The organism is Aureimonas sp. Leaf324, assembly GCF_001423245.1.
Lineage (GTDB): Bacteria > Pseudomonadota > Alphaproteobacteria > Rhizobiales > Rhizobiaceae > Aureimonas.
In genome coordinates this window covers 167,885-187,311 of the sequence record NZ_LMOH01000028.1, presented here as the reverse complement: position 1 = coordinate 187,311, position 19,427 = coordinate 167,885, and the positions used below count along the sequence as shown (strand labels likewise).

Genomic DNA, 19,427 nt, shown 5'->3' with positions numbered 1-19,427 from the left:
TCACGCGCTCCCGAGCGCCCGGCGGCGCTGGAGGCTGAGCAGGCGGCGGCGACGGATCTCGGTGCGCATGGCGGTAAGGTGGAGGGCGAAGAACAGGAACGAGAAGCCGATTGCCGACAGAAACAGCGGCCAGAGATAGGCGGCGTCCATCGTCGGCCCGTCCATGCGCAGGACGCTGGCGGGCTGGTGCAGCGTATTCCACCAGTCCACCGAGAACTTGATGATGGGGATGATCACGAAGCCGACCAGCACGAAGACCGAGGCCATGCGCCCCGCGCGCTGCGGCTCCTCGAAGGCCCGTGTCAGCGCGATCAGGCCGAGATACATCAGGAACAGGACGAAGACCGAGGTCAGGCGGGCATCCCACACCCACCACGTCCCCCACATCGGGCGGCCCCAGACCGAGCCGGTGAAGAGGCAGAGGAAGGTGAACACCGCACCGATCGGGGCGGCGGCGCGGATCGACACTTCTGCGATCGGATGGCGCCAAACGAGGAGCCCGAGCGCCGAGACGCTCATCACTGTCCACACCATCATCGACAGCCAGGCGAAGGGCACGTGGACGAAGAGGATCCGCACCGTGGTCCCCTGCTGGTAGTCTTCCGGCGCGGCGAGGCCCAAGCCGAGGCCGAACGCGAGGCATGCGAGCGCGATCGCGTAGAGCCACGGCTGCAGGCGCCCCGACAGTTCCAGGAACCGGGTCGGGTTCGCCAGGATAGCGAAGCGGGAAGGACGGGCGGCGAGGTCGCTCATGGGTTCCAAGCTTTAGTGCGTGTCCGGCGCGTCCGCAAACGTCAGGTTCCCTTCGCCGGACGACCCCCGATCCACTGGGCCATGCCGATCGAGGCCGGCATCACCGGCTCGAAGCCGTATTTCGCATAGAGGTGGCGCGCGTCGCCGTCGGCGATAAGGCTGACATAGGCGCTTTTCGGGGCGTTTTCGTGGAGCCAGTCCATCAGCGCGGCGAAGATGCGCTTGCCGAGACCCCGGCCCTGATGCTCGGGTTCCACCGCCATGTCGACGATCTGGTAGTGGCAACCGCCGTCGCCGATCACGCGGCCCATGGCGACCGTGCGCCCCTCGCAGAGGATGACGGCGGCGAACAGCGTTCCCTTGAGCCCCCGTTCGGCCGCTTCTTGCGTCTTGGTGCTCAGTCCCGTCACCTCGCGCAGGCGCCGGAAGTCGGCGACGGACGGGGATTGCGCATGCAGTTCGTAGGTCATCGGATGGCGGCTCAGTCGGAGGACAGCTTGAGCGCCGCGGCGGCCGCCAGCGGTCCGAGGACCCCGTAAAGCAGCGTCAGCGCGCAGAGGATCAGGAAGGGCGAGCGGAAGGGCGCGGGGTCGTTGACCGCGCCGTAGGTCGCGGCCACCCCGAAGATCAGGACGGGCACGGCGAGCGGCAGCACCAGCACCGAGACGAGGACGCCCCCGCGCGGCAGGGAGGCCGCGACCCCGGCCCCGACCGCCCCGATCAGGACGAGCGCCGGCGTGCCGGCCAGAAGCGTCGCGGCGGTGGCGAGGAGCGCGCGCGGCTCCAGCGCCAGGAACAGGCCGAGCAGTGGGCTCGCCAGCACCAGCGGCAGGCAGGCGGCAACCCAGAGCGCGGCGCATTTCGACAGGACGGCGAGCGGCGGCGCGACGGGTCCGCTCAGGATAAGGTCGAGGCCGCCGTCGTCACGGTCGGCCTGGAACAGCCGGTCGAGGGTGAGGAGCGTCGACAGGAGCGCCCCGATCCACAGAATCGCCGGCCCGATCCGCGACAGGAGCGCCAGATCCGGCCCGACGCCGAAGGGAATCGTCGCGACCACCGCTAGAAAGAACACGACGCCGACCAGCCCCCCGCCCGAGCCGGACAATTGCAGCGCGAAATCGCGCAGGAACAGCGCGCGCATCAGCCGATCTCGTCCCAGCCGCCCACCTCGGGCACGAAGTGCTCGGCCGCTGTCAGCGGCTCCAGCGCCAGCGTGCGCGAGGGCCCGACGTCGAGCGGCTGATGCGTCGCCGCGATGACGATACCCCCGCTCGCCAGCCGACCCCGGCAGAGCGTCGCGACGCGGGCCTGCGAGGCGCTGTCGAGCGCAGTGGTCGGCTCGTCGAGGAGCCAGAGCGGCCGGTCGCTGACGAGGAGCCGGGCGAGAGCCGCGCGTCGCTGCTGGCCGGCCGACAGCGCGCCGACGGCGAGCGCTTCGGCGCCCTCCAGCCCGACCGCGGCGAGAGCCTCGTCCGGGCTCAGCGCCGGCCGGCCGAGGAAAGCGCGCCAGAACGCGAGCTCCGCCCCGACCGTGCGCCCCGGCTTCATGGCGTTGAGGTGGCCGAGATAGTGGCTCGCCTCGATCGGTCGGCGTGCCGCCTCCCCGTCGCCGGCGACGGCGCCCTTGATCGCGATCGTGCCGTCGAGGGGCGCGAGAAGCCCGGCGAGCGTGCGCAGGAGCGTCGACTTGCCCGCCCCGTTCGGCCCGGTCACGACCAGCGCCTCGCCCGCGCTCAGGCGCAGGTCGAGCGGCGGTGTCAGGGCGCGCCGCCCGCGCCCGACGACGAGGCCGGAAAGGGTCAGTTGCATCACGGGCGGCACGGCCTCTTCGGCAAGGCCCGCACCGTCGGCGGGCGGGCGATTTCAGAGCCTCGTTTCTGACGGCGCGCCCCCGCGAAGGCAAGCCGGATAGGCCGGGCATGGCGCGAGGATGGAATTCGCTAACCCAAAGCCGCCACCAGCGCGATTTGCCCCCTTTATAGCCATTACAATCTTGCCTATAAGGGCGGCCAACCACTCCAGCGACCGGCGTGGAGTCATCAGCGCCGATCTCCGTGCCCCGCTTTTTTGAAAGTGGGTACTGAGGCGGACGGGCGGAAATGGTCGTACCCGCATTCTCCATCGTGCCCGGCCCGGGGTGCGGCGGTCGTTCGCCTTTCGGACATTCTTTGGTTCGAGAAGGAACGAGAGTTCTATGTCCCACCCCGATAGCTTCAAAAGCCGCAAGACGCTCGACGTCGGCGGCAAGACCTATGTCTACTTCGACCTCAAGGAGGCGGAGAAGAACGGTCTGACCGGCGCCTCGCGCCTGCCCTACTCGCTGAAGGTCATCCTCGAGAACCTGCTGCGCAACGAGGACGATCGCACGGTCAAGGCCGACGACATCCGCGCCATGGTCAAGTGGCTCGACGACAAGGGCTCGGCCGGCCACGAGATCGCCTATCGCCCGGCGCGCGTCCTGATGCAGGACTTCACCGGCGTTCCCGCGGTCGTCGACCTCGCCGCCATGCGCGACGCCACCGAGACGCTCGGCGCCGACCCCAACAAGATCAACCCGCTGGTCCCGGTCGACCTCGTGATCGACCACTCGGTGATGGTCGACTACTTCGGCCAGCCCGACTCGTTCGCCAAGAACGTCGACGTCGAGTACGACCGCAACGGCGAGCGCTACACGTTCCTGCGCTGGGGCTCGGGCGCCTTCCAGAACTTCCGCGTCGTGCCGCCGGGCACCGGCATCTGCCACCAGGTCAACCTCGAATACCTCGCCCAGACCGTCTGGACGAAGGACGAGAACGGCGAGACGATCGCCTATCCCGACACGCTGGTCGGCACCGACAGCCACACGACGATGGTCAACGGTCTGGCCGTTCTCGGCTGGGGCGTCGGCGGCATCGAGGCCGAGGCCGCCATGCTCGGCCAGCCGATCTCCATGCTGATCCCGGAGGTCATCGGCTTCCGTCTCGACGGCAAGCTCCCCGAGGGCACCACGGCGACCGACCTCGTGCTCACCGTCACCGAGATGCTGCGCAAGAAGGGCGTCGTCGGCAAGTTCGTCGAGTTCTTCGGCCCCGGTCTCGCCAACCTCACGCTGGAAGACCAGGCGACCATCGCCAACATGGCGCCGGAATACGGCGCGACCTGCGGCTTTTTCCCGATCGACAAGGACACGGTCGCCTATCTCGAGGCGACAGGCCGCGACAAGCAGCGCATCGCCCTTGTCGAGGCCTATGCCAAGGCGCAAGGCATGTGGTTTGACGCGTCGGCGCAGGAGCCCGTCTTCACCGACACGCTCTCGCTCGATCTCGGCTCCGTCGTCCCCTCGCTCGCCGGCCCGAAGCGCCCGCAGGACCGCGTCGCGCTGACGGAGGCCGCGTCGAAGTTCCGCACGGCCCTCACCGAGCTTCAGGGCGGCCGCAAGAAGAGCGAACTGCCGTCCTCGGTCGGTGACTCGCGCTTCATGGACGAGGGCGCGGTGCCCCCGGCCCAGACGCCCGAGACCGTGCGCCATCCGGTGGAAGGCGCCGCGCACGGCATCTCCGACGGCGACGTCGTGATCGCCGCGATCACCTCGTGCACCAACACGTCGAACCCGAACGTCCTGGTCGCCGCCGGCCTCGTCGCCCGCAAGGCGGCCGCGCTCGGGCTGAAGCCGAAGCCCTGGGTCAAGACCTCGCTGGCGCCGGGATCCCAGGTCGTCACCGAGTATCTCGAGAAGGCCGACCTCCAGAAGGACCTCGACGCGCTCGGCTTCAACCTCGTCGGCTACGGCTGCACGACCTGCATCGGCAATTCCGGCCCGCTCGCCGAGCCGATCTCCGAGGCGATCAACAAGAACGACCTCGTCGCCGTGTCGGTGCTCTCGGGCAACCGCAACTTCGAAGGCCGCGTGAACCCGGACGTGCGGGCGAACTATCTCGCCTCGCCGCCGCTCGTCGTCGCCTACGCGATCGCCGGCTCGATGTTCGTCGACATCACCAAGGACCCGCTCGGCCAGGACCAGAACGGCAACGACGTCTTCCTGAAGGACATCTGGCCGACCACGCAGGAAGTCTCCGAGATCGTCCGCAAGACGGTCACGCGCGACCTCTTCGAAAGCCGCTACTCCGACGTCTTCAAGGGCGACCCGAACTGGCAGAAGATCGCGGTCTCGGGTGGTCTCACCTATGACTGGGACGATCGTTCGACCTACGTGCAGAACCCGCCCTACTTCGAGGGCATGTCGATGACGCCGGAAGCCGTCACCGACATCAAGCAGGCCCGCGTCCTCGCGCTCTTCCTCGACTCGATCACGACCGACCACATCTCGCCGGCCGGCTCGATCAAGAAGAACGGCCCGGCGGGCGAGTACCTCGTCTCGCATCAGGTGCGCCCGGTGGACTTCAACTCCTACGGCGCGCGTCGCGGCAACCACGAAGTCATGATGCGCGGCACCTTCGCCAACATCCGCATCAAGAACCAGATGGTGCCGGGCGTCGAGGGCGGCATCACCAAGCACTTCCCGAGCGGAGAGCAGCTGCCGATCTACGACGCGGCGATGAAGTATCAAGAGGACGAGGTTCCGCTGGTGATCTTCGCCGGCAAGGAATACGGCACCGGCTCCTCGCGCGACTGGGCGGCCAAGGGCACCGTGCTTCTGGGCGTGCGCGCCGTGATCGCGCAGAGCTTCGAGCGCATCCACCGCTCGAACCTCGTCGGCATGGGCGTCGTGCCCTTCGTCTTCCAGGAGGGCACGAGCTGGCAGTCGCTCGGCCTCACCGGCGACGAGACGGTGACGATCGAGGGCCTGACCGAGGTGCGTCCGCGCCAGACCATGAACGCCACCATCACCCGCGCCAACGGCGAGGTGCTGACCGTTCCGCTGCTCTGCCGCATCGATACGCTGGACGAGCTCGAGTACTTCAAGAACGGCGGCATCCTGCACTACGTGCTGCGCCAGCTCGCCGCCTGATCCGCACGGGCATCCAGCCCCCGAGCGATCTCCGACGCCGCTGCCCGAAAGGGCGGCGGCGTCTTCGCATCAACCAGAGGTTCACCCCCAATTGAACGCGCCGCGATCGATCGGCGCTTCTGTCCGGGCCCTCTCCGGTCCATCTAGTTCGGATGGAAGCGTGACGGAGCTCGGACCATGGCATCCCGCCAATTGCCCGCCCTCGGGGTGGCCTGTCTCGCAACGCTCGGCCTGTCGGCGGCAAGCCCCGCGGCGGCGCAGGAGCGCAGCGTCTCCAGCCGGGACGTGCGGGGCGTGCTGGAGCTTTTCACCAGTCAGAACTGCGGCGATTGCCAGCCCGCGGGCGTCGCCGCCGCGCGCCTCGGCGCCGAGCCCGATGTCGTCGTCCTTGCCTATTACGTCGACTACTGGGACTATGCCGGGCCGAAGGACCAGCTCGCCGACCGGCGCAACACCGACCGCCAGAAGTCCTACGCCAAGCGGCTGAAGCTCGGCGCCCTCGTCACGCCGCAGGTCGTCGTCAACGGGCAGAAGGCGGTGGAGGGCGGCGACGAGGCGGCCCTGGCGACCGCGTTGAAGGACGCGCCCTTCGGTTGTGCCAAGCTCGGCGGCGAGGTCGTGATGCACACGCGGGGCGACACGCTGCGCATCGAGGCGCGGGCGCCCGGCGCCGATCCCGCCCGGCCCGCCCCGATCCTCGTGCTCGTGACCTACGCCGAGCGGGTCGAGACGACGGTGCCGGGAGACGCGGCGGGCCATGTCAGGCGCGTCGACCACTATCCGGTGCGCGACTGGCGCGTTCTCGGCTCGGTGGACCGCGATGCGATCGAGGTGGAGATGCCGCTTGGCATGCTGACCGAGAACGACGGCGAGCGGACGAGCCTTGCCGCCCTCCTCCAGGCCGTCGGCCCCGACAACAAGCCGGGTCCGATCATCGCCGCCGCCGCGCTCGAGTTCTGACGGGCGCCGCTGTCGTTGCAACCGGCTGGGCCGGACTCTATTTCCATGACAGGATGATGTCGCAGGCTCACGGCGCCTCGACGGGCCTGACCGACGACGCCGGCCCGTTTCGGCGGCACGGCAATGGGGAATGGACGATTTGACCGATTCGCAGCCGCAGCCTTCCGCCACCCTGATCGATCTCGCCACGGCCCGGACCTCGCCCGCGCCGGAGATCGTGTCCTTCGACCGGCACGAGCTCGGCCAGATCCTGCGGGTCTACGGGCGCATGGTGGCGGCGGGCGAGTGGCGGGACTACGCGATCGACACGCTGAAGGACCGCGCCGTCTTCTCGATCTTCCGCCGCGCGTCCGAGATGCCCCTGTTTCGCGTCGAGAAGAACCCCAAACTCGCCCGGCGCCAGGGCGCCTATAGCGTCACCGCCGCCAGTGGCCTCGTGATGAAGCGCGGCCACGAACTGGACCTGGTGCTGCGCGTCTTCGACAAGAGCCTCAAGCTGATCGAGGACTGAGCCCGAGTTCGCGCACCACCGCGTCGGCGGTGACGATCGTCGCGAACTCGTCCGACAGGTTGGCGAGCGTCATCGCGTAAACGTCCTCGGCCCGGTGCAGGCGGTCGTCCGGCCCCCGCAGGTCGAAGGTCCAGCAAGCATCTTCCGCCAGCCGCGCGTCGAAGCCGAGATTGCCGGCCATGCGCGTCGTGGTCTCCACGCAGTGGTTGGTGGTCGCGCCGCAGATCACCACCGTCCGCACGCCTGCGTCGCGCCATCGCGCTTCGAGGTCCGTGCCGATGAAGGAGCTGTTCACGCGCTTCACGATCACCGGCTCACCCCCGTGCTCGCGCGCGGCATCTTCCACGATGCGGCCGCTCGCGTCCGGGTGGAAGGACGAACCGGGCGCCGGATTCTCGTGGCGGATATGGAAGATGGGCAGTCCGGCGGTCCGGAACGTCGCCAAGAGATCGGCGATGCGTCGCAGGGCGTCCGGGTTGTTTCGCCGGCGGCCCCCGGTCTCCCATTCGGCAAAAGCGCGCTGAACGTCGATGACGACGAGCGCCGTCGTCACGTCAGCGTGCCGGGATAGACCGTCTCGTCCGGCAGCGTGTCCTTGCCGCCGTTCAGCGCGAATTGCATGAGGACGGTGTCGATCCAGCGCCCGAACTTGAAGCCCGATCCCTCGAAGATGCCGATATGGGTAAAGCCGAGCTTGGCGTGCACCTTGATCGAGGGCTGGTTGTCGGCGCCGCCGATCACCGCGATCATCTGGCGGAAGCCCTGATCCTGGCAGGCATCGAGGAGGCGACGCAGCAGCGCCGTGCCGACGCCCCGCCCCTTGGCTTCCGGCGCGAGGTAGATCGAGTCCTCGACCGTCCAGCGATAGGCGGGCCGGGCGCGGAACGGCCCGGCATAGGCGTAGCCGATCACCGCGCCGTCTTGGTCGCAGGCGACGAAGTACGGATAGTCCTGCCGCAGCGTGTTGGACATCCGCGTGGCCATCTCGGTCTCGTCCGGCGGCACGAGTTCGTAGGTCGCGGTGCCGTGGAGCACGGCCTCCTCGTAGATGCGGGTGATCGCCGGAATATCGGCCGGGATGGCATTGCGGATCGTGAAGGCGCTCATCGGGTCTGCATTCGAGGATTCGGTGGCCGCCACTCTAGAGGGGCCGCCCCCGCCCCTCAACGCAAAGCCGGGAAGGGCCCACGAAAAAGGGCGGCCTCGAGAGCCGCCCTTCCATCTGTCCGACCTCGGCCGGGATCGCTCAGTCGCGATTGCCGAAAAGCTGCAGCATGAACATGAACATGTTGATGAAGTTCAGGTACAGCGACAGCGCGCCCATGATCGCCTTGCGGCCGGCCACCAGCGTGTCGTCACCCTCCCAATACATCTCCTTGATGCGCTGCGTGTCGTAGGCCGTGAGGCCGGCGAACACGAGGACGCCGATCACCGAGATCGCGAAGCCCAGCGCCGAGGACTGCAGGAAGATGTTGACCAGCATCGCGATGACGATGCCGAAGACGCCCATGATCAGGAACGAGCCCATCGCCGACATGTCACGCTTCGTCGTGTAGCCGAAGAGCGACAGCGCGCCGAACGAGGCGGCGGTGATGAAGAACACCTGAACGATCGATTCCTGCGTGTAGACGAGGAAGATCGTCGAAAGCGACAGGCCGACCATCGCGGCATAGGCCCAGAAGGTCGTCTGCGCGGCCGAGACGCTCATCTTGTGGACGCGGAACGACAGGAAGAACACCATCGCCAGCGGCGCCAGCATCAGCACCCACTTCAGCGGCGAGACGAACACCGTCACGCCGAGCTGGGTCAGCATGGTGCCGTTGATCTGGGCGGCCGCCAGCGAGGGGTCGGTCGTGGTCGCCAGCGAGAACAGGCCGTAGGCCGCCGCGCCGGTGATGACGAGACCGATCGCCATCAGGTTGTAGACCTTGAGCATGTAGGCCCGCAGGCCCTGGTCGATCGAGGCGTCGACCCGGCTGCCAGCAGCCGGAACGCTCCTCACGCCCTGGTTCCATTTTTCAGCCATCAACGTCGTCCTTTCGCGTAGCGTCCCGTCGGGTGTCGTTCGGCCCGCGACCGGGCCGAGGCGCCGCTGGCGGGACTCGCAGCTGCCTTTGCAGTGAAATATGCGAAGGTGCCCACCCGTTCACAAGGCCGTCGGTGAGCCCGACGACCGCCGTAACGCGGCTTTGGCGATTAAATTTCCGTTATTTGGCGGGCGTTAACCGCCTTTCGTGGATCACAGCTCCCGCAAAACCGGCGCCGCCTTCTGGCCGAGGATCCGCCAGGTGCCCGCCAGCCCGAAGCCGACGGTGAGGACCAGTGCCGCCACCAGCGTCGTTACGGCCAGCCCGCCGTCGAAGGCGAAGGGCAGGCGCATGATGCGCGCGACGACATACCAGGCGGCGAGCGCCCCGGCCCCGACGGCGAACAGCGCCGTCGCCGCTCCCAGCGACATGTACTCCGTCACATAGGCGCGGATCAGCGTCGCGCGCGTCGCGCCGAGCGTCTTCAGAACCACCGCATCGTGGACACGTGCCCGATTGCCGGCGGCCAGCGCGCCCGACAGGACCAGCACCGAGGCGACGAGCGCCACGGCGGCCGCCGCGCGGATCGCGAGCGCCAGCTGCGCGACGAGCGCGTTCACGGCGTCCAGCGCATCCTTGACCCGCACCGTCGTCACCGCCGGGAAGGTGTTGGAGATACCCGACAGGACGGCGCGTTCGGCGTCCGCCGTGTCGTTCGTCATGTCGAGCGTCGCAAGCCAGGCATGGGGGGCGCCCGCGAAGGTGTTGGGTGAGAAGACCATCACGAAGTTGATCGCAAGCGACTCCCACTGCACCTCGCGCAGGTTCGCGATGCGGGCGGTGATGTCGCGACCGAGGACGTTGACGGTGATCGTGTCGCCGAGCTTCAGCCCGAGTTCGCCCGCCTCCTCGGCGGCGAACGACACGAGCGGCTCGCCGGTATAGTCCGCCGGCCACCACTCTCCCGCCGTCAGCCGCGCGCCGCCCGGCAGCGTCGCGTCGTAGGTGATGCCGCGATCGCCGCGCAGGACCCAGGCGCCTTCCGGCGGCACCTCGATCTTGGATACGTCCTCGCCCCGCAGCTGCGTGATGCGCCCGCGCAGCATCGGCACGTCGGTCAGGGTCGAGCCCGGCGCGAGTTCGGCGATCTTGGCGCGGAATGGCTCGACCTCGGCGGACTGGATGTCGACGAAGAAGAAGTTCGGCGCGCGCGCCGCCAGGGTGCCGCCGATCTCGGCTCGAAGGTTCCGGTCGATCGAGGCGAGCGTGACGAGGAGCGTCAGCCCGAGGCCGAGCGACAGGACGACCGAGGCCGTCAGCGCGCCCGGGCGATGGATGTTGCCGATCGCCAGCCGCAGCGGTGTCGAGCGCACGCGCGGCAGGCGCGCCGCACCCCAGCGGATCGCCATGGCCACAAGGCGCAGGATCACGAAGGCGACGCCCGTCGCCACCAGAAACACGCCGGCCACGCGCTTGTCGCTCGACATGACGAGCGCCAGCGCGGCGATCGCGGCGGCAAGGCCCAGCGCCGCGCCGGCATAGGCCCAGCGCATGCGAAGGCTTCCCGGCCCGTCGTTGGCGCGGAACAATGCCGTCGCCGCGATGTCGCGCGTGCGCCCGAGCGGCAGGATCGCGAAGGCGAGCGCGGTGAGATAGCCGAACAGCGCGCCGAGAAGGAGCGCGCCGGGATAGATCGAGGCCTCGGCGGCGATCGGGATATGAGCTTCGAGGAAGCGCGCGGCGAAGAACGGCGCCGTCGCCCCGAGGAGAAGCCCGAGCACGATGCCGACCGTCGAGAGGATCAGGATCTGGACGAGGTAGATCGTGACCACGAAGCGGCCGCTTGCGCCGAGACTCTTGAAGGTCGCGATCACGGTGCGCTTGGAATCGAGATAGGCGGCGACCGCGTTGGCGATGCCGACGCCGCCGACCACCAGCGCGGTGAGGCCGACAAGCGTCAGGAACTGCGAGAAGCGCTCGATGTTGCGCTGGAGCGAGGGCGCCGCCTCGCTGGCGTCGCGGATGCTCCAGCCGGCCTGCGGGAAACGCTGGTTGGCCTCGGCCTTCACGGCTTCCGGATCGGTCGCCGGGTCGGCGAAGCGGAGCTTGTAGTCGTATTCGACGAGCGAACCCGGCTGGACGAGGCCTGTGGCCGCGAGCGCGTCGAGCGAGACGAGCAGGCGCGGCGCGAAAATGAAACCGTCGGATAGGACGTCCGGCTCGCGCGTCAGGACGCCGCGCAATTCGATCTCGATGGTGCCGAGCCGGATCGTCGAGCCCGGCGCGATGCCGAGGCGATCGAAGAACTCGGGCGCGGCCAGCGCGCCGAAGCGGCCGTTTCGCTCGGCCAGGAGATCCGGCAGCGGGGTGGCCGGGTCCGTCCCGACGGCGCCGAAGAGTGGGTAGAGCCCGTCCACCGCCTTGACCTCGCTCAGCGTCTGGTTGGAGCCGTCGGGCAGGCGCGCCATGGAGCGCAGCGAACCGATCTCGGCGACGGTGCCGTAGCCGGCGAGCCAGGATCGCTCCTCCGGGCTCGCCTGCCGCTGGTTGAGGCCGAAGCGCATGTCGCCGCCCAGGATCGTGCGGCCCTCGCGCTGGATGCCGCTCGTCATCATCTCGGACACCGAGTTCACCGCGGCGATCGAGGCGACGCCGAGCGTCAGGCAGGCGAGGAAGATGACGAAGCCGCGGAGGCCCCCGCGCATCTCGCGCAGGGCAAAGCGGAGCGCGAGCGCGAAACCGGCGGGCGGGCGCTTGGCGGGCGCGACATGACTCACTGGGCGGCTTCCGCGAACTTTGCGGCGGGGGCCGACCCGCGCTCGATCACGCCGGACCGCACGGCGACCTCGCGCCCGCAGCGTGCGGCGAGCGTCCTGTCGTGGGTGACGAGGATCAGCGTCATGCCGCGCCGGGCCTGCTCGGAAAACAGGAGATCGGCGACCTGAGCGCCCGTCTCGCCGTCGAGATTTCCGGTCGGCTCGTCGGCGATCAGGATGTCGGGCTCAGGCGCGAGAGCACGGGCCAGCGCCACGCGCTGCTGCTCCCCGCCCGAGAGTTCGCCCGGATAGTGGGTGACGCGCTGGCCGAGGCCGACGGCGGCAAGCTCCCGCTCGGCCCGCACGAAGGCGTCGGGAACACCGGCCAGCTCCAGCGGCACGGCGACGTTCTCGAGCGCCGTCATGTTGGGGATGAGGTGGAAGGACTGGAAGACGATGCCGACATGGCGCCCGCGGAAGGCGGCGAGCTGGTCCTCGCTCATCGGCCCGAGCGCCTGGCCCGCGATCTCGACGAGCCCGTCGTCCGCCCGCTCGAGACCGGCCAGCACCATCAAAAGCGTCGACTTGCCGGAGCCCGAGGGGCCGACGATGCCGACCGACTCGCCCCGCGCGACGTCGAGATCGATGCCTTTCAGGACGTGCACCGCGCTGCGGCCGGTTCCCAGCGTCAGTTGAACATTTCGTAACCGGACCGCTGCTTCAGCCAAGGCGACGCCCTTCCTATATCCTCTTCGGACAAGCGTCCCGCACCCGCATTCCGGCGAGCGGGGCGTCGTGCCGCAACGCGGAATATGGGTGGCCCATGCAGCGCTTCCAATCGCTTCTCGCCTTCGTGACGATCGGTCTCGGCCTGGCGCTTGGCGCGCCGACGCGGGCGCAGGAGACCGCTCCGCAGGTGGTGGCCCTCGGCGACAGCCTGTCGGCCGGCTACGGGGTCGGCCCCGGCGAGTCCTTCCCCGACCAGCTCCAGGCGGCCCTGAACGGCGCGGGGCACGCGGCGCGCGTCGTCAACGCGGGCGTTTCCGGCGACACCACGACCGGGGGCCTCGCCCGGCTCGACTGGTCGGTACCGACAGACGCTAAAGTCGTGATCGTCGAACTCGGCGCCAACGACGCGCTGCGCGGCGTCAGCCCCGACGTGACGCGCGCCAATCTCGACGCGATCCTGACCAAGCTGAAGGCGCGGCCGAACACGCAGGTGCTGCTCGCCGGCATGATCAGCCCGCCCAACATGGGCCCGGACTATGCCGCGAAGTTCAACCCGATCTACGGCGAGCTCGCCGCCAAGCACGGCGTGCCGCTCTATCCGTTCTTCCTCGAGGGCGTCGCCGGCAATGGCCGCCTGAACCAGGCCGACTACATGCACCCGAACGCTGAAGGCGTGGCGGTGATCGTCAAGGGCATTCTGCCGCAGGTGATCGAGGCGCTGCAGACGAGCGGGCGCGCGCAGGGCTGACGCCATCGTCCCCGACCATACGGTGCATCGCAGCAACGCCGGGACCGCTTCTGTGCAGAAGCCTCGGCCAAGCCTTGAAGTCCACGATCGGTGATGAAAGTTTCGATGGGGTAAGGCACTCGGTCGCGTTTGCGTGACAGGCAGGCGCCTGGTCTCGAGCGTGGCCCCGAACGGGAAGGATCGTCCAATGCCGAGACTGTTCACCGCCCTCGAGATCCCGCGTGACGCCGCGATGTCCCTCTCCTTCCTGCGCGGCGGCCTGCCTTCCGCCCGCTGGATCGAGCCCGAGAACTACCACCTCACGCTGCGCTTCATCGGCGACATCGAGGCGCGCCTCGCCGACGAGATCGTCGCCGCGCTCGACCGGGTGTCGCGCGCGCCCTTCCCGGTGACGCTGCGCGGGCTCGGCGCCTTCGGCGGCAAGAAGCCGCATTCGGTCTATGCCGACGTCGAACCCTCGCGCCCGCTCGACCTCCTGCAGGGCGAGATCGACCGCATCCTGCAGCGTCTCGGCGTTCCCGCCGATCCCCGCCGCTTCACGCCCCACGTCACGCTGGCGCGGCTTCGCAACGGCAAGAGCGAGGAGGTCGCGCACTATCTCGCGCTGCGCGGCGGCTTCCGCGCACCGACCTTCCAGGCCTCGCGCTTCGTCCTGTTCTCGTCGAAGGATTCGGTCGGCGGCGGGCCCTACGTGATGGAAGAGGCCTTCCCGCTCGACGCCCTGCCCAGCCAGCGCGACGCCGGCATGCTGGCGATGGCCGCCCGCTGAAGGCCGACCCCGGCCGGTTTGAAACCCGGCCGGGGCCGCGCCATATCGGCGAGCGCGGGGGCCATCGATTTCGAGGAGACGGGCATGACGAGCGAAGGCGGGCCGATCGCCGGCAACACCACAGGCGAGACCGGGACCACGACCCTCGGTGCCCCGGACAAGGTGCTGGTCGGCGAGATCCTCCTGCCCGGCGACGAGGCCGAACAGGCCCGGCAGGAGCGGCGCGTGCGCAAGGGTTTCCTGTCGACGCTGAAGCGCGCCGCCCGGCACATTCCCTTCATGGAGGACGTCGTCGCCTCCTATCACTGCGCGCTCGACCCGCAGACCCCGACGGCGTCGCGCGGCATCCTCCTGGCGGCCCTCGCCTATTTCGTCCTGCCCTTCGACGTCGTGCCGGATTTCATCGTCGGCCTCGGTTTCACCGACGACGCGGCGGTGCTCCTGGCTGCCTTCACGGCGGTGCAGAAGAACATCCGGCCCGAGCATTACGAGCGCGCCCGCGAGACGCTGCGCGACGGAGCCGACGAGGCGGCACGCTCGGCCTGAGACGGCGCCGCCCGCTTTGGGCGGCCGGCTCCAGCGTCCCACTATCGCCCCATTCGTTCCGTCCTCGTCGCGACGGTCGCTCGTGGGCGGGCCGCAGCCGCGCACGGTCGTTTGCCGGGACGCGATGAAGTTTCGAATGCCCATTCGGAACTTTCCGGTTCGTTTACCCTGTGGAAAGGCTTATCGCCCAACCTGCGGCCACGAGCGCGCTCGACCTCTCGAAGGTCGTGCGTCCAATGGCATTCCGGACCAAGCGGGGACACGAACTCCATGAAACATGCTCTGACGGCAGCGGTGGCGATGGTGGCGCTCTCCAGCGTGGCGTCTGCCGCCCAGACCCCGACCCGCGTGAACCAGTTCAACGACTGGGGCAGCTACTCCTACGATTCCAGCGGCTCCAAGGTCTGCTACATCCTCTCGACGCCGAAGACGAAGCAGCCGGCGAGCGTCGATCACGGCGACATCTTCTTCCTCGTCTCCCAGAAGCCGAGCAACAAGAAGGCTTACGAGCCGCAGGTCGTCATGGGCTATCCGATGAAGGACGGCTCCAAGGTGACGGTCGACATCGACGGCAAGAAGTTCACGCTGTTCACGCGCGGCGAGAGCGCCTGGGTCGAGAACGCCGCCGAGGAGCCGCAGCTGGTCGCCGCGCTGAAGTCCGGCAAGGCGATGAAGGTCGATGCGGTGTCGCAGCGCGGCACGCAGACCAACTACACCTATTCACTCTCGGGCGTGACGGCGGCGATCAACTCGCTGGCGAACTGCAAATAGGCCGCCGACAGACCGGTTGGCAGGAACCGAGGCGCCGGGCCGACCGGCGCCTTTTTCATGCGCGCGGTGCTGCCACATGGCAGCCAATCGCCCGCAGCCCTTGCGAAAATGCCCGTTTCGGATCATTTGAGATCGATCCAGACGAAACGCAGAACGAAAAGCGGGGCCGATCGCAGTCTCGCGCGGGCAAGGTGCATCCATGAGCGTGTCGATCGATCTCACGACTGCGGCGCAGGCCGTCCGCCCGAGCGCGATGCCGGCCGCCGCCCCCGCCAAGCGGTCTCTCCTCGGCCTGTCGCGTGAGGAGATGGGCGCGGCGCTGGTCGAAGCCGGCATTCCCGCCAAGCAGGCCCGGATGCGCGTCCAGCAGCTCTGGCACTGGCTCTACGTGCGCGGGGTCAAGGACTTCGACGAGATGCGCAACGTCTCGAAGGACCTTCGCGCGACGCTCGACCAGCATTTCGAGATCGCGCGGCCGGAGATCGTCGAGGAGCAGATTTCCGTCGACGGCACGCGCAAGTGGCTGTTCCGCTTTCCCTCGCGCGGCGCCGGTCGCCCGGTCGAGATCGAGACCGTCTACATCCCCGAGGAAGGGCGCGGCACGCTGTGCGTCTCGTCCCAGGTCGGCTGCACCCTCACCTGCACCTTCTGCCACACCGGCACGCAGCGCCTCGTGCGCAACCTCGAGCCGTCCGAGATCGTCGGCCAGGTGCTGACGGCGCGCGAGCGGCTCGGCGACTTTCCGGAAGCCTCGACGCCGCAGGGCGCGATCGTGCCCTCCGAGGGGCGCCTCGTGTCCAACGTCGTGATGATGGGCATGGGCGAGCCGCTCTACAACTACGACCACGTGAAGTCGGCGCTGGCCGTGGTGTCGGACGGCGACGGTCTGGCCCTCTCGAAGCGACGCATCACCCTGTCGACGTCCGGCGTCGTGCCGATGATCGAGAAGACCGGCGAGGAGATGGGCGTGATGCTCGCCATCTCGCTCCATGCGGTGACGGACGAGCTGCGCGACGTGCTCGTGCCGATCAACAAGAAGTACCCGATCCAGGACCTGATGGACGCCTGCCGCGCCTATCCCGGCCTCTCCAACGCCCGCCGCATCACCTTCGAATACGTGATGCTGAAGGGCGTCAACGACAGCCTCGCCGACGCGCGCGAGCTCGTGCGGCTGCTGAAGGGCATTCCGGCCAAGATCAACCTGATCCCGTTCAACCCCTGGCCAGGCAGCCCCTACGAATGCTCGGACTGGGACCAGATCGAGCGCTTCGCCGATTTCGTCAACCAAGCCGGCTATGCCTCGCCGATCCGCACGCCGCGCGGGCGCGACATCTTCGCCGCCTGCGGCCAGCTGAAGTCGGAGTCGGAGCGCATGAAGCGCGGCGACCGGCTGGCGCTGGAGGCGGCGGTCGCCGGGTGACACCCCGCCCGGCCGGCTCGGTGCACCTCCCGTGATCCAGGTCCTGCGCTTCCTCTTCCTGATCCCGACCGGCTTCGTGCTCGCGTGCTTTGCCGCGAGTTTCGCGCTGCTCTGGCCCTTCATCGACATTCCGGCGTCCGCGGGCGTCGATCCCTTCGTCTGGACGGAACTCGTCTTCGGCTTCTTCGCGCAGGCCGCGCAGGTGGGCACGCTGGCCCTCGTCCCCTGGGGCCTCTTCATGGTGCTGACCGAGGCGCTCGGGCAGCGCTCGCTGATCCTGCATGCGGCGGCGGGGCTCGTCGGCGGCTTTGCCGCCGCGCGCATTCCGCCGGGCGCCGGGAGCGCGGCGCTGGAGACGGCGATGATCGTCGCGGGCCTTGCCTTCGGCCTCGTCTACTGGATCGTCGCCGGGCATGGCGCAGGCCGCTGGCGTCGGCGTCCGACTGCCCTCCCCCCTCCGCAAGCCTGAAGGATCGCCTCATGGCCCGACGCCCCACCAATCCCCGCGATGCCGCCGAGGCCGCCTTCAAGGCCGCGACCACCAAGGCGCCCGAGCGCGTGCGCGAGCCCGTCGCCATTCCCGGGCGGCGCGAGCAGGTGACGCTGCGCGTCGATTCCGAGGTGCTGGAGTGGTTCCAGGAGGAGGGCCCCGGCTGGCAGGACCGAATGGCCGACGCGCTGCGCAAGGCGGCCGGGAAATAGACGCGCCGCCCTTGGCAAGGAGCGCGATCGTGCCAGTTCGCCGGGCATGATCACCGTCCACCACCTGAACAACTCGCGCTCGCAGCGCGTCCTGTGGCTTCTCGAGGAGCTCGGTGTGCCCTACGAGGTCCGGCGCTACGAGCGGTCGAAGAGCCTGGCCGCGCCGCCCGAGCTGAAACGGGTCCATCCGCTCGGCAAGTCGCCGGTGATCACCGAGGGCGACCTCACGCTGGCCGAGACCGGGGCGATCGTCTCCTACATCGCCGAGACCCACGGCGGCGGCCGGTTCCAGCCCGAGCCGGACTCGGCCGACTGGTGGCGGATGCAGCACTTCCTGCACCACGCCGAAGGCTCGGCCATGCCGCCGCTTCTGATGAAGCTCGTCTTCGCGCGCATTCCGTCGCAGGCGCCGTTCGTCGTGCGTCCCTTGGCCAAAGCCCTGATGAAGGGCGTCGACACCCACTTTCTCGCCCCGCGCCTCGCCGACCTCCTCGACTACTGGGACGCGTCCCTGGCCGGGACCGGCTGGTTCGCCGGCCCGCAGCCGACGCTCGCCGACGTCATGATGAGCTTTCCGCTGGAGGCGGCAGGCACACGCGTCGGCTTCGGGCAGCGCCGCCATCTGCCGGCCTTCGTCGAGCGCATCCATGCGCGGCCGGCCTTCAGGGCGGCACTGGAGCGCGGTGGGCCCTACGCCTACGCCTGAGTGGCTTCAGCGCCAGGCGACGAGGATCGTTCCGCCCGCGATCAGGGCGATGCCGGCCCAGTTGGCGGCGTTCAGCCGTTCCTGAAGGAAGGCGACGCCGAAGACCGCGACCAGCACCACCGACAACTTGTCGATCGGCGCGACCTGCGCCGCCTGTCCGAGTTGCAGCGCGCGGTAGTAGCAGAGCCACGATGCCCCGGTCGCCAGCCCCGACAGCCCGAGGAACACGAGCGAGCGGCCGGGAAGCTCGGTGGGCGAGCGCCAGTGGCCGCCCCCCGTCACCACCGCCGCGATCAGCGCGACGATGACGAGCGTTCGCAGGAAGGTCGCGTAGTCGGACTGGACGCCGGTGACGCCGATCTTGCCGAACACCGCCGTCAGGGCTGCGAAGGCCGCCGAGGCCAGCGCCCAGCCGAGCCAGCCCATCAGGCGCGGGCGAGGAGGATGTGGATCGCGAAGGCCGAGAAGACCGAGGCGAACAGCCAGTCGATGAAGCGCATCACCGCGGGCTTGCCCTTCAGGGTCGCCGCGATCCGGTCGGCCGCGAAGATCATCGCGACCGTGATCGGCGTCGCGACGAGGATGAAGTAGACGCCGAGGAAGAAGAGTTTCGAGCCCGCATGCGGATCGCCGACGGCGACGAACTGCGGCAGGAACGTCACGAAGAACAGGATGATCTTGGGGTTCAGGAGATTGATCCCGATCCCCGTCGCCCAGTTGGCCGCAAAGGACTGCGGCGGCGCCTTGGCGCGCTCGACCGAAAGCGACGAGCCGTGGCGGATCGCCTGGACCGCGAGCCAGACGAGATAGGCCGCGCCCACCACCTTGAGCGCCAGGAACGCCTCCGGCGAGGCGGCGATCAGCGCCGACAGGCCGACGGCGGCGAGCGTCGTGTGGATCAGCGAGCCGGTGCAGGCGCCGCAATAGGCCGCAAAGCCGGCGGTGCGCCCCTGCGCCAGCGTTCGCCCGAGAAACAGCGTCATGTCCGGCCCCGGCGTGATCGTCAGCACGATCGCGGCGACCGTGAAGGCGAGAAGCGCGGGCAGATCCGGCAGGAAGGTCATGCGGCCTCCGTGAGCAT

The 19,427-nt window shown here is 69.0% G+C and carries 22 protein-coding genes; 11 read left to right on the top strand and 11 right to left on the bottom strand.

The window, feature by feature from the left end; all coding sequences use genetic code 11:
* Genes ASF65_RS18930 through ccmA form a run of 4 tightly spaced genes read right to left on the bottom strand, consistent with a single transcriptional unit; the run spans position 1 to position 2,562 of the window.
* Entirely contained in the window at positions 1-753 is a 753-nt protein-coding gene (locus tag ASF65_RS18930) for a heme ABC transporter permease (RefSeq protein ID WP_055892808.1), read from the bottom strand.
* A 41-nt stretch (positions 754-794) separates the two neighbouring features.
* Positions 795-1,223 carry a GNAT family N-acetyltransferase gene (locus tag ASF65_RS18925; RefSeq protein ID WP_055892805.1) on the bottom strand — a complete coding sequence of 143 codons (429 nt, stop codon included), beginning with the start codon at positions 1,221-1,223 and terminating at the stop codon, positions 795-797.
* A gap of 11 nt (positions 1,224-1,234) precedes the next feature.
* A complete protein-coding gene (gene ccmB / locus ASF65_RS18920) occupies positions 1,235-1,894 on the bottom strand; it encodes a heme exporter protein CcmB (protein ID WP_055892801.1) in 660 nt (219 codons plus the stop codon).
* The gene (ccmA, locus tag ASF65_RS18915) at positions 1,894-2,562 is read right to left on the bottom strand and encodes a heme ABC exporter ATP-binding protein CcmA (protein WP_055892800.1); all 669 of its coding nucleotides are present in this window, start codon (positions 2,560-2,562) and stop codon (positions 1,894-1,896) included. The genes ccmB and ccmA overlap by 1 nt, the downstream gene beginning before the upstream one ends.
* A 385-nt stretch (positions 2,563-2,947) precedes the next feature.
* Between ccmA and acnA the strand changes: the two genes are divergently transcribed.
* The 3 genes from acnA to ASF65_RS18900 all read left to right on the top strand — a co-directional run bounded on the left by acnA (position 2,948) and on the right by ASF65_RS18900 (position 7,172).
* Complete coding sequence (acnA, locus tag ASF65_RS18910) at positions 2,948-5,701, top strand: aconitate hydratase AcnA (protein WP_055892798.1); 2,754 nt, start codon at positions 2,948-2,950, stop codon at positions 5,699-5,701.
* Positions 5,702-5,878: 177 nt separating this feature from the next.
* On the top strand, positions 5,879-6,661 hold the full coding sequence (locus tag ASF65_RS18905) for a DUF1223 domain-containing protein (protein ID WP_082505851.1): 783 nt from the start codon (positions 5,879-5,881) through the stop codon (positions 6,659-6,661).
* 130 nt (positions 6,662-6,791) lie between these two features.
* Complete coding sequence (locus tag ASF65_RS18900; protein ID WP_082505850.1) at positions 6,792-7,172, top strand: DUF2794 domain-containing protein; 381 nt, start codon at positions 6,792-6,794, stop codon at positions 7,170-7,172.
* Here the strand turns inward: ASF65_RS18900 and ASF65_RS18895 are convergent.
* The 5 genes from ASF65_RS18895 to ASF65_RS18875 all read right to left on the bottom strand — a co-directional run bounded on the left by ASF65_RS18895 (position 7,153) and on the right by ASF65_RS18875 (position 12,683).
* Positions 7,153-7,725 carry a cysteine hydrolase family protein gene (locus ASF65_RS18895; RefSeq protein ID WP_055892794.1) on the bottom strand — a complete coding sequence of 191 codons (573 nt, stop codon included), beginning with the start codon at positions 7,723-7,725 and terminating at the stop codon, positions 7,153-7,155. The two genes, ASF65_RS18900 and ASF65_RS18895, sit on opposite strands and share 20 nt — an antisense overlap.
* Entirely contained in the window at positions 7,722-8,279 is a 558-nt protein-coding gene (locus tag ASF65_RS18890; protein ID WP_055892792.1) for a GNAT family N-acetyltransferase, read from the bottom strand. Before ASF65_RS18890 ends, ASF65_RS18895 begins: the two co-directional genes overlap by 4 nt.
* Positions 8,280-8,418: 139 nt before the next feature.
* The gene (locus ASF65_RS18885; protein ID WP_055892790.1) at positions 8,419-9,198 is read right to left on the bottom strand and encodes a Bax inhibitor-1/YccA family protein; all 780 of its coding nucleotides are present in this window, start codon (positions 9,196-9,198) and stop codon (positions 8,419-8,421) included.
* 213 nt (positions 9,199-9,411) lie between these two features.
* Entirely contained in the window at positions 9,412-11,904 is a 2,493-nt protein-coding gene (locus tag ASF65_RS18880; protein ID WP_055893040.1) for an ABC transporter permease, read from the bottom strand.
* A 68-nt stretch (positions 11,905-11,972) separates the two neighbouring features.
* Positions 11,973-12,683 (bottom strand): ABC transporter ATP-binding protein, encoded by a 711-nt coding sequence (locus ASF65_RS18875; RefSeq protein ID WP_055892787.1) that lies wholly within the window; start codon positions 12,681-12,683, stop codon positions 11,973-11,975.
* Positions 12,684-12,778: 95 nt separating this feature from the next.
* Here ASF65_RS18875 and ASF65_RS18870 point away from each other — a divergent pair, with 95 nt between their 5' ends.
* The 8 genes from ASF65_RS18870 (at position 12,779) to ASF65_RS18835 (ending at position 18,346) form a co-directional block, all read left to right on the top strand.
* Positions 12,779-13,432 (top strand): arylesterase, encoded by a 654-nt coding sequence (locus ASF65_RS18870; protein ID WP_055892784.1) that lies wholly within the window; start codon positions 12,779-12,781, stop codon positions 13,430-13,432.
* Between the two features lie 187 nt (positions 13,433-13,619).
* Complete coding sequence (thpR, locus tag ASF65_RS18865) at positions 13,620-14,201, top strand: RNA 2',3'-cyclic phosphodiesterase (RefSeq protein WP_055892782.1); 582 nt, start codon at positions 13,620-13,622, stop codon at positions 14,199-14,201.
* Positions 14,202-14,285: 84 nt separating this feature from the next.
* Positions 14,286-14,747 carry a YkvA family protein gene (locus tag ASF65_RS18860; RefSeq protein WP_082505849.1) on the top strand — a complete coding sequence of 154 codons (462 nt, stop codon included), beginning with the start codon at positions 14,286-14,288 and terminating at the stop codon, positions 14,745-14,747.
* Between the two features lie 270 nt (positions 14,748-15,017).
* Entirely contained in the window at positions 15,018-15,518 is a 501-nt protein-coding gene (locus ASF65_RS18855; RefSeq protein WP_055892780.1) for an invasion associated locus B family protein, read from the top strand.
* Between the two features lie 253 nt (positions 15,519-15,771).
* On the top strand, positions 15,772-16,938 hold the full coding sequence (rlmN, locus tag ASF65_RS18850) for a 23S rRNA (adenine(2503)-C(2))-methyltransferase RlmN (protein ID WP_244486831.1): 1,167 nt from the start codon (positions 15,772-15,774) through the stop codon (positions 16,936-16,938).
* A 31-nt stretch (positions 16,939-16,969) separates the two neighbouring features.
* Positions 16,970-17,407, top strand: coding sequence for a hypothetical protein (locus ASF65_RS18845; RefSeq protein ID WP_055892775.1), 438 nt, complete (start codon positions 16,970-16,972; stop codon positions 17,405-17,407).
* An 11-nt stretch (positions 17,408-17,418) separates the two neighbouring features.
* Positions 17,419-17,640, top strand: a complete 222-nt coding sequence (locus ASF65_RS18840; RefSeq protein ID WP_055892774.1) for a BrnA antitoxin family protein — start codon at positions 17,419-17,421, stop codon at positions 17,638-17,640.
* Between the two features lie 46 nt (positions 17,641-17,686).
* Complete coding sequence (locus ASF65_RS18835; RefSeq protein ID WP_055892771.1) at positions 17,687-18,346, top strand: glutathione S-transferase; 660 nt, start codon at positions 17,687-17,689, stop codon at positions 18,344-18,346.
* A gap of 6 nt (positions 18,347-18,352) precedes the next feature.
* Here the strand turns inward: ASF65_RS18835 and ASF65_RS18830 are convergent, their stop codons facing one another.
* Together ASF65_RS18830 and ASF65_RS18825 are read right to left on the bottom strand one after the other, a co-directional pair.
* A complete protein-coding gene (locus tag ASF65_RS18830; RefSeq protein ID WP_055892766.1) occupies positions 18,353-18,772 on the bottom strand; it encodes an EamA family transporter in 420 nt (139 codons plus the stop codon).
* Complete coding sequence (locus ASF65_RS18825; RefSeq protein ID WP_055892764.1) at positions 18,772-19,410, bottom strand: LysE family translocator; 639 nt, start codon at positions 19,408-19,410, stop codon at positions 18,772-18,774. Before ASF65_RS18825 ends, ASF65_RS18830 begins: the two co-directional genes overlap by 1 nt.
* Positions 19,411-19,427 lie beyond the last annotated feature (17 nt).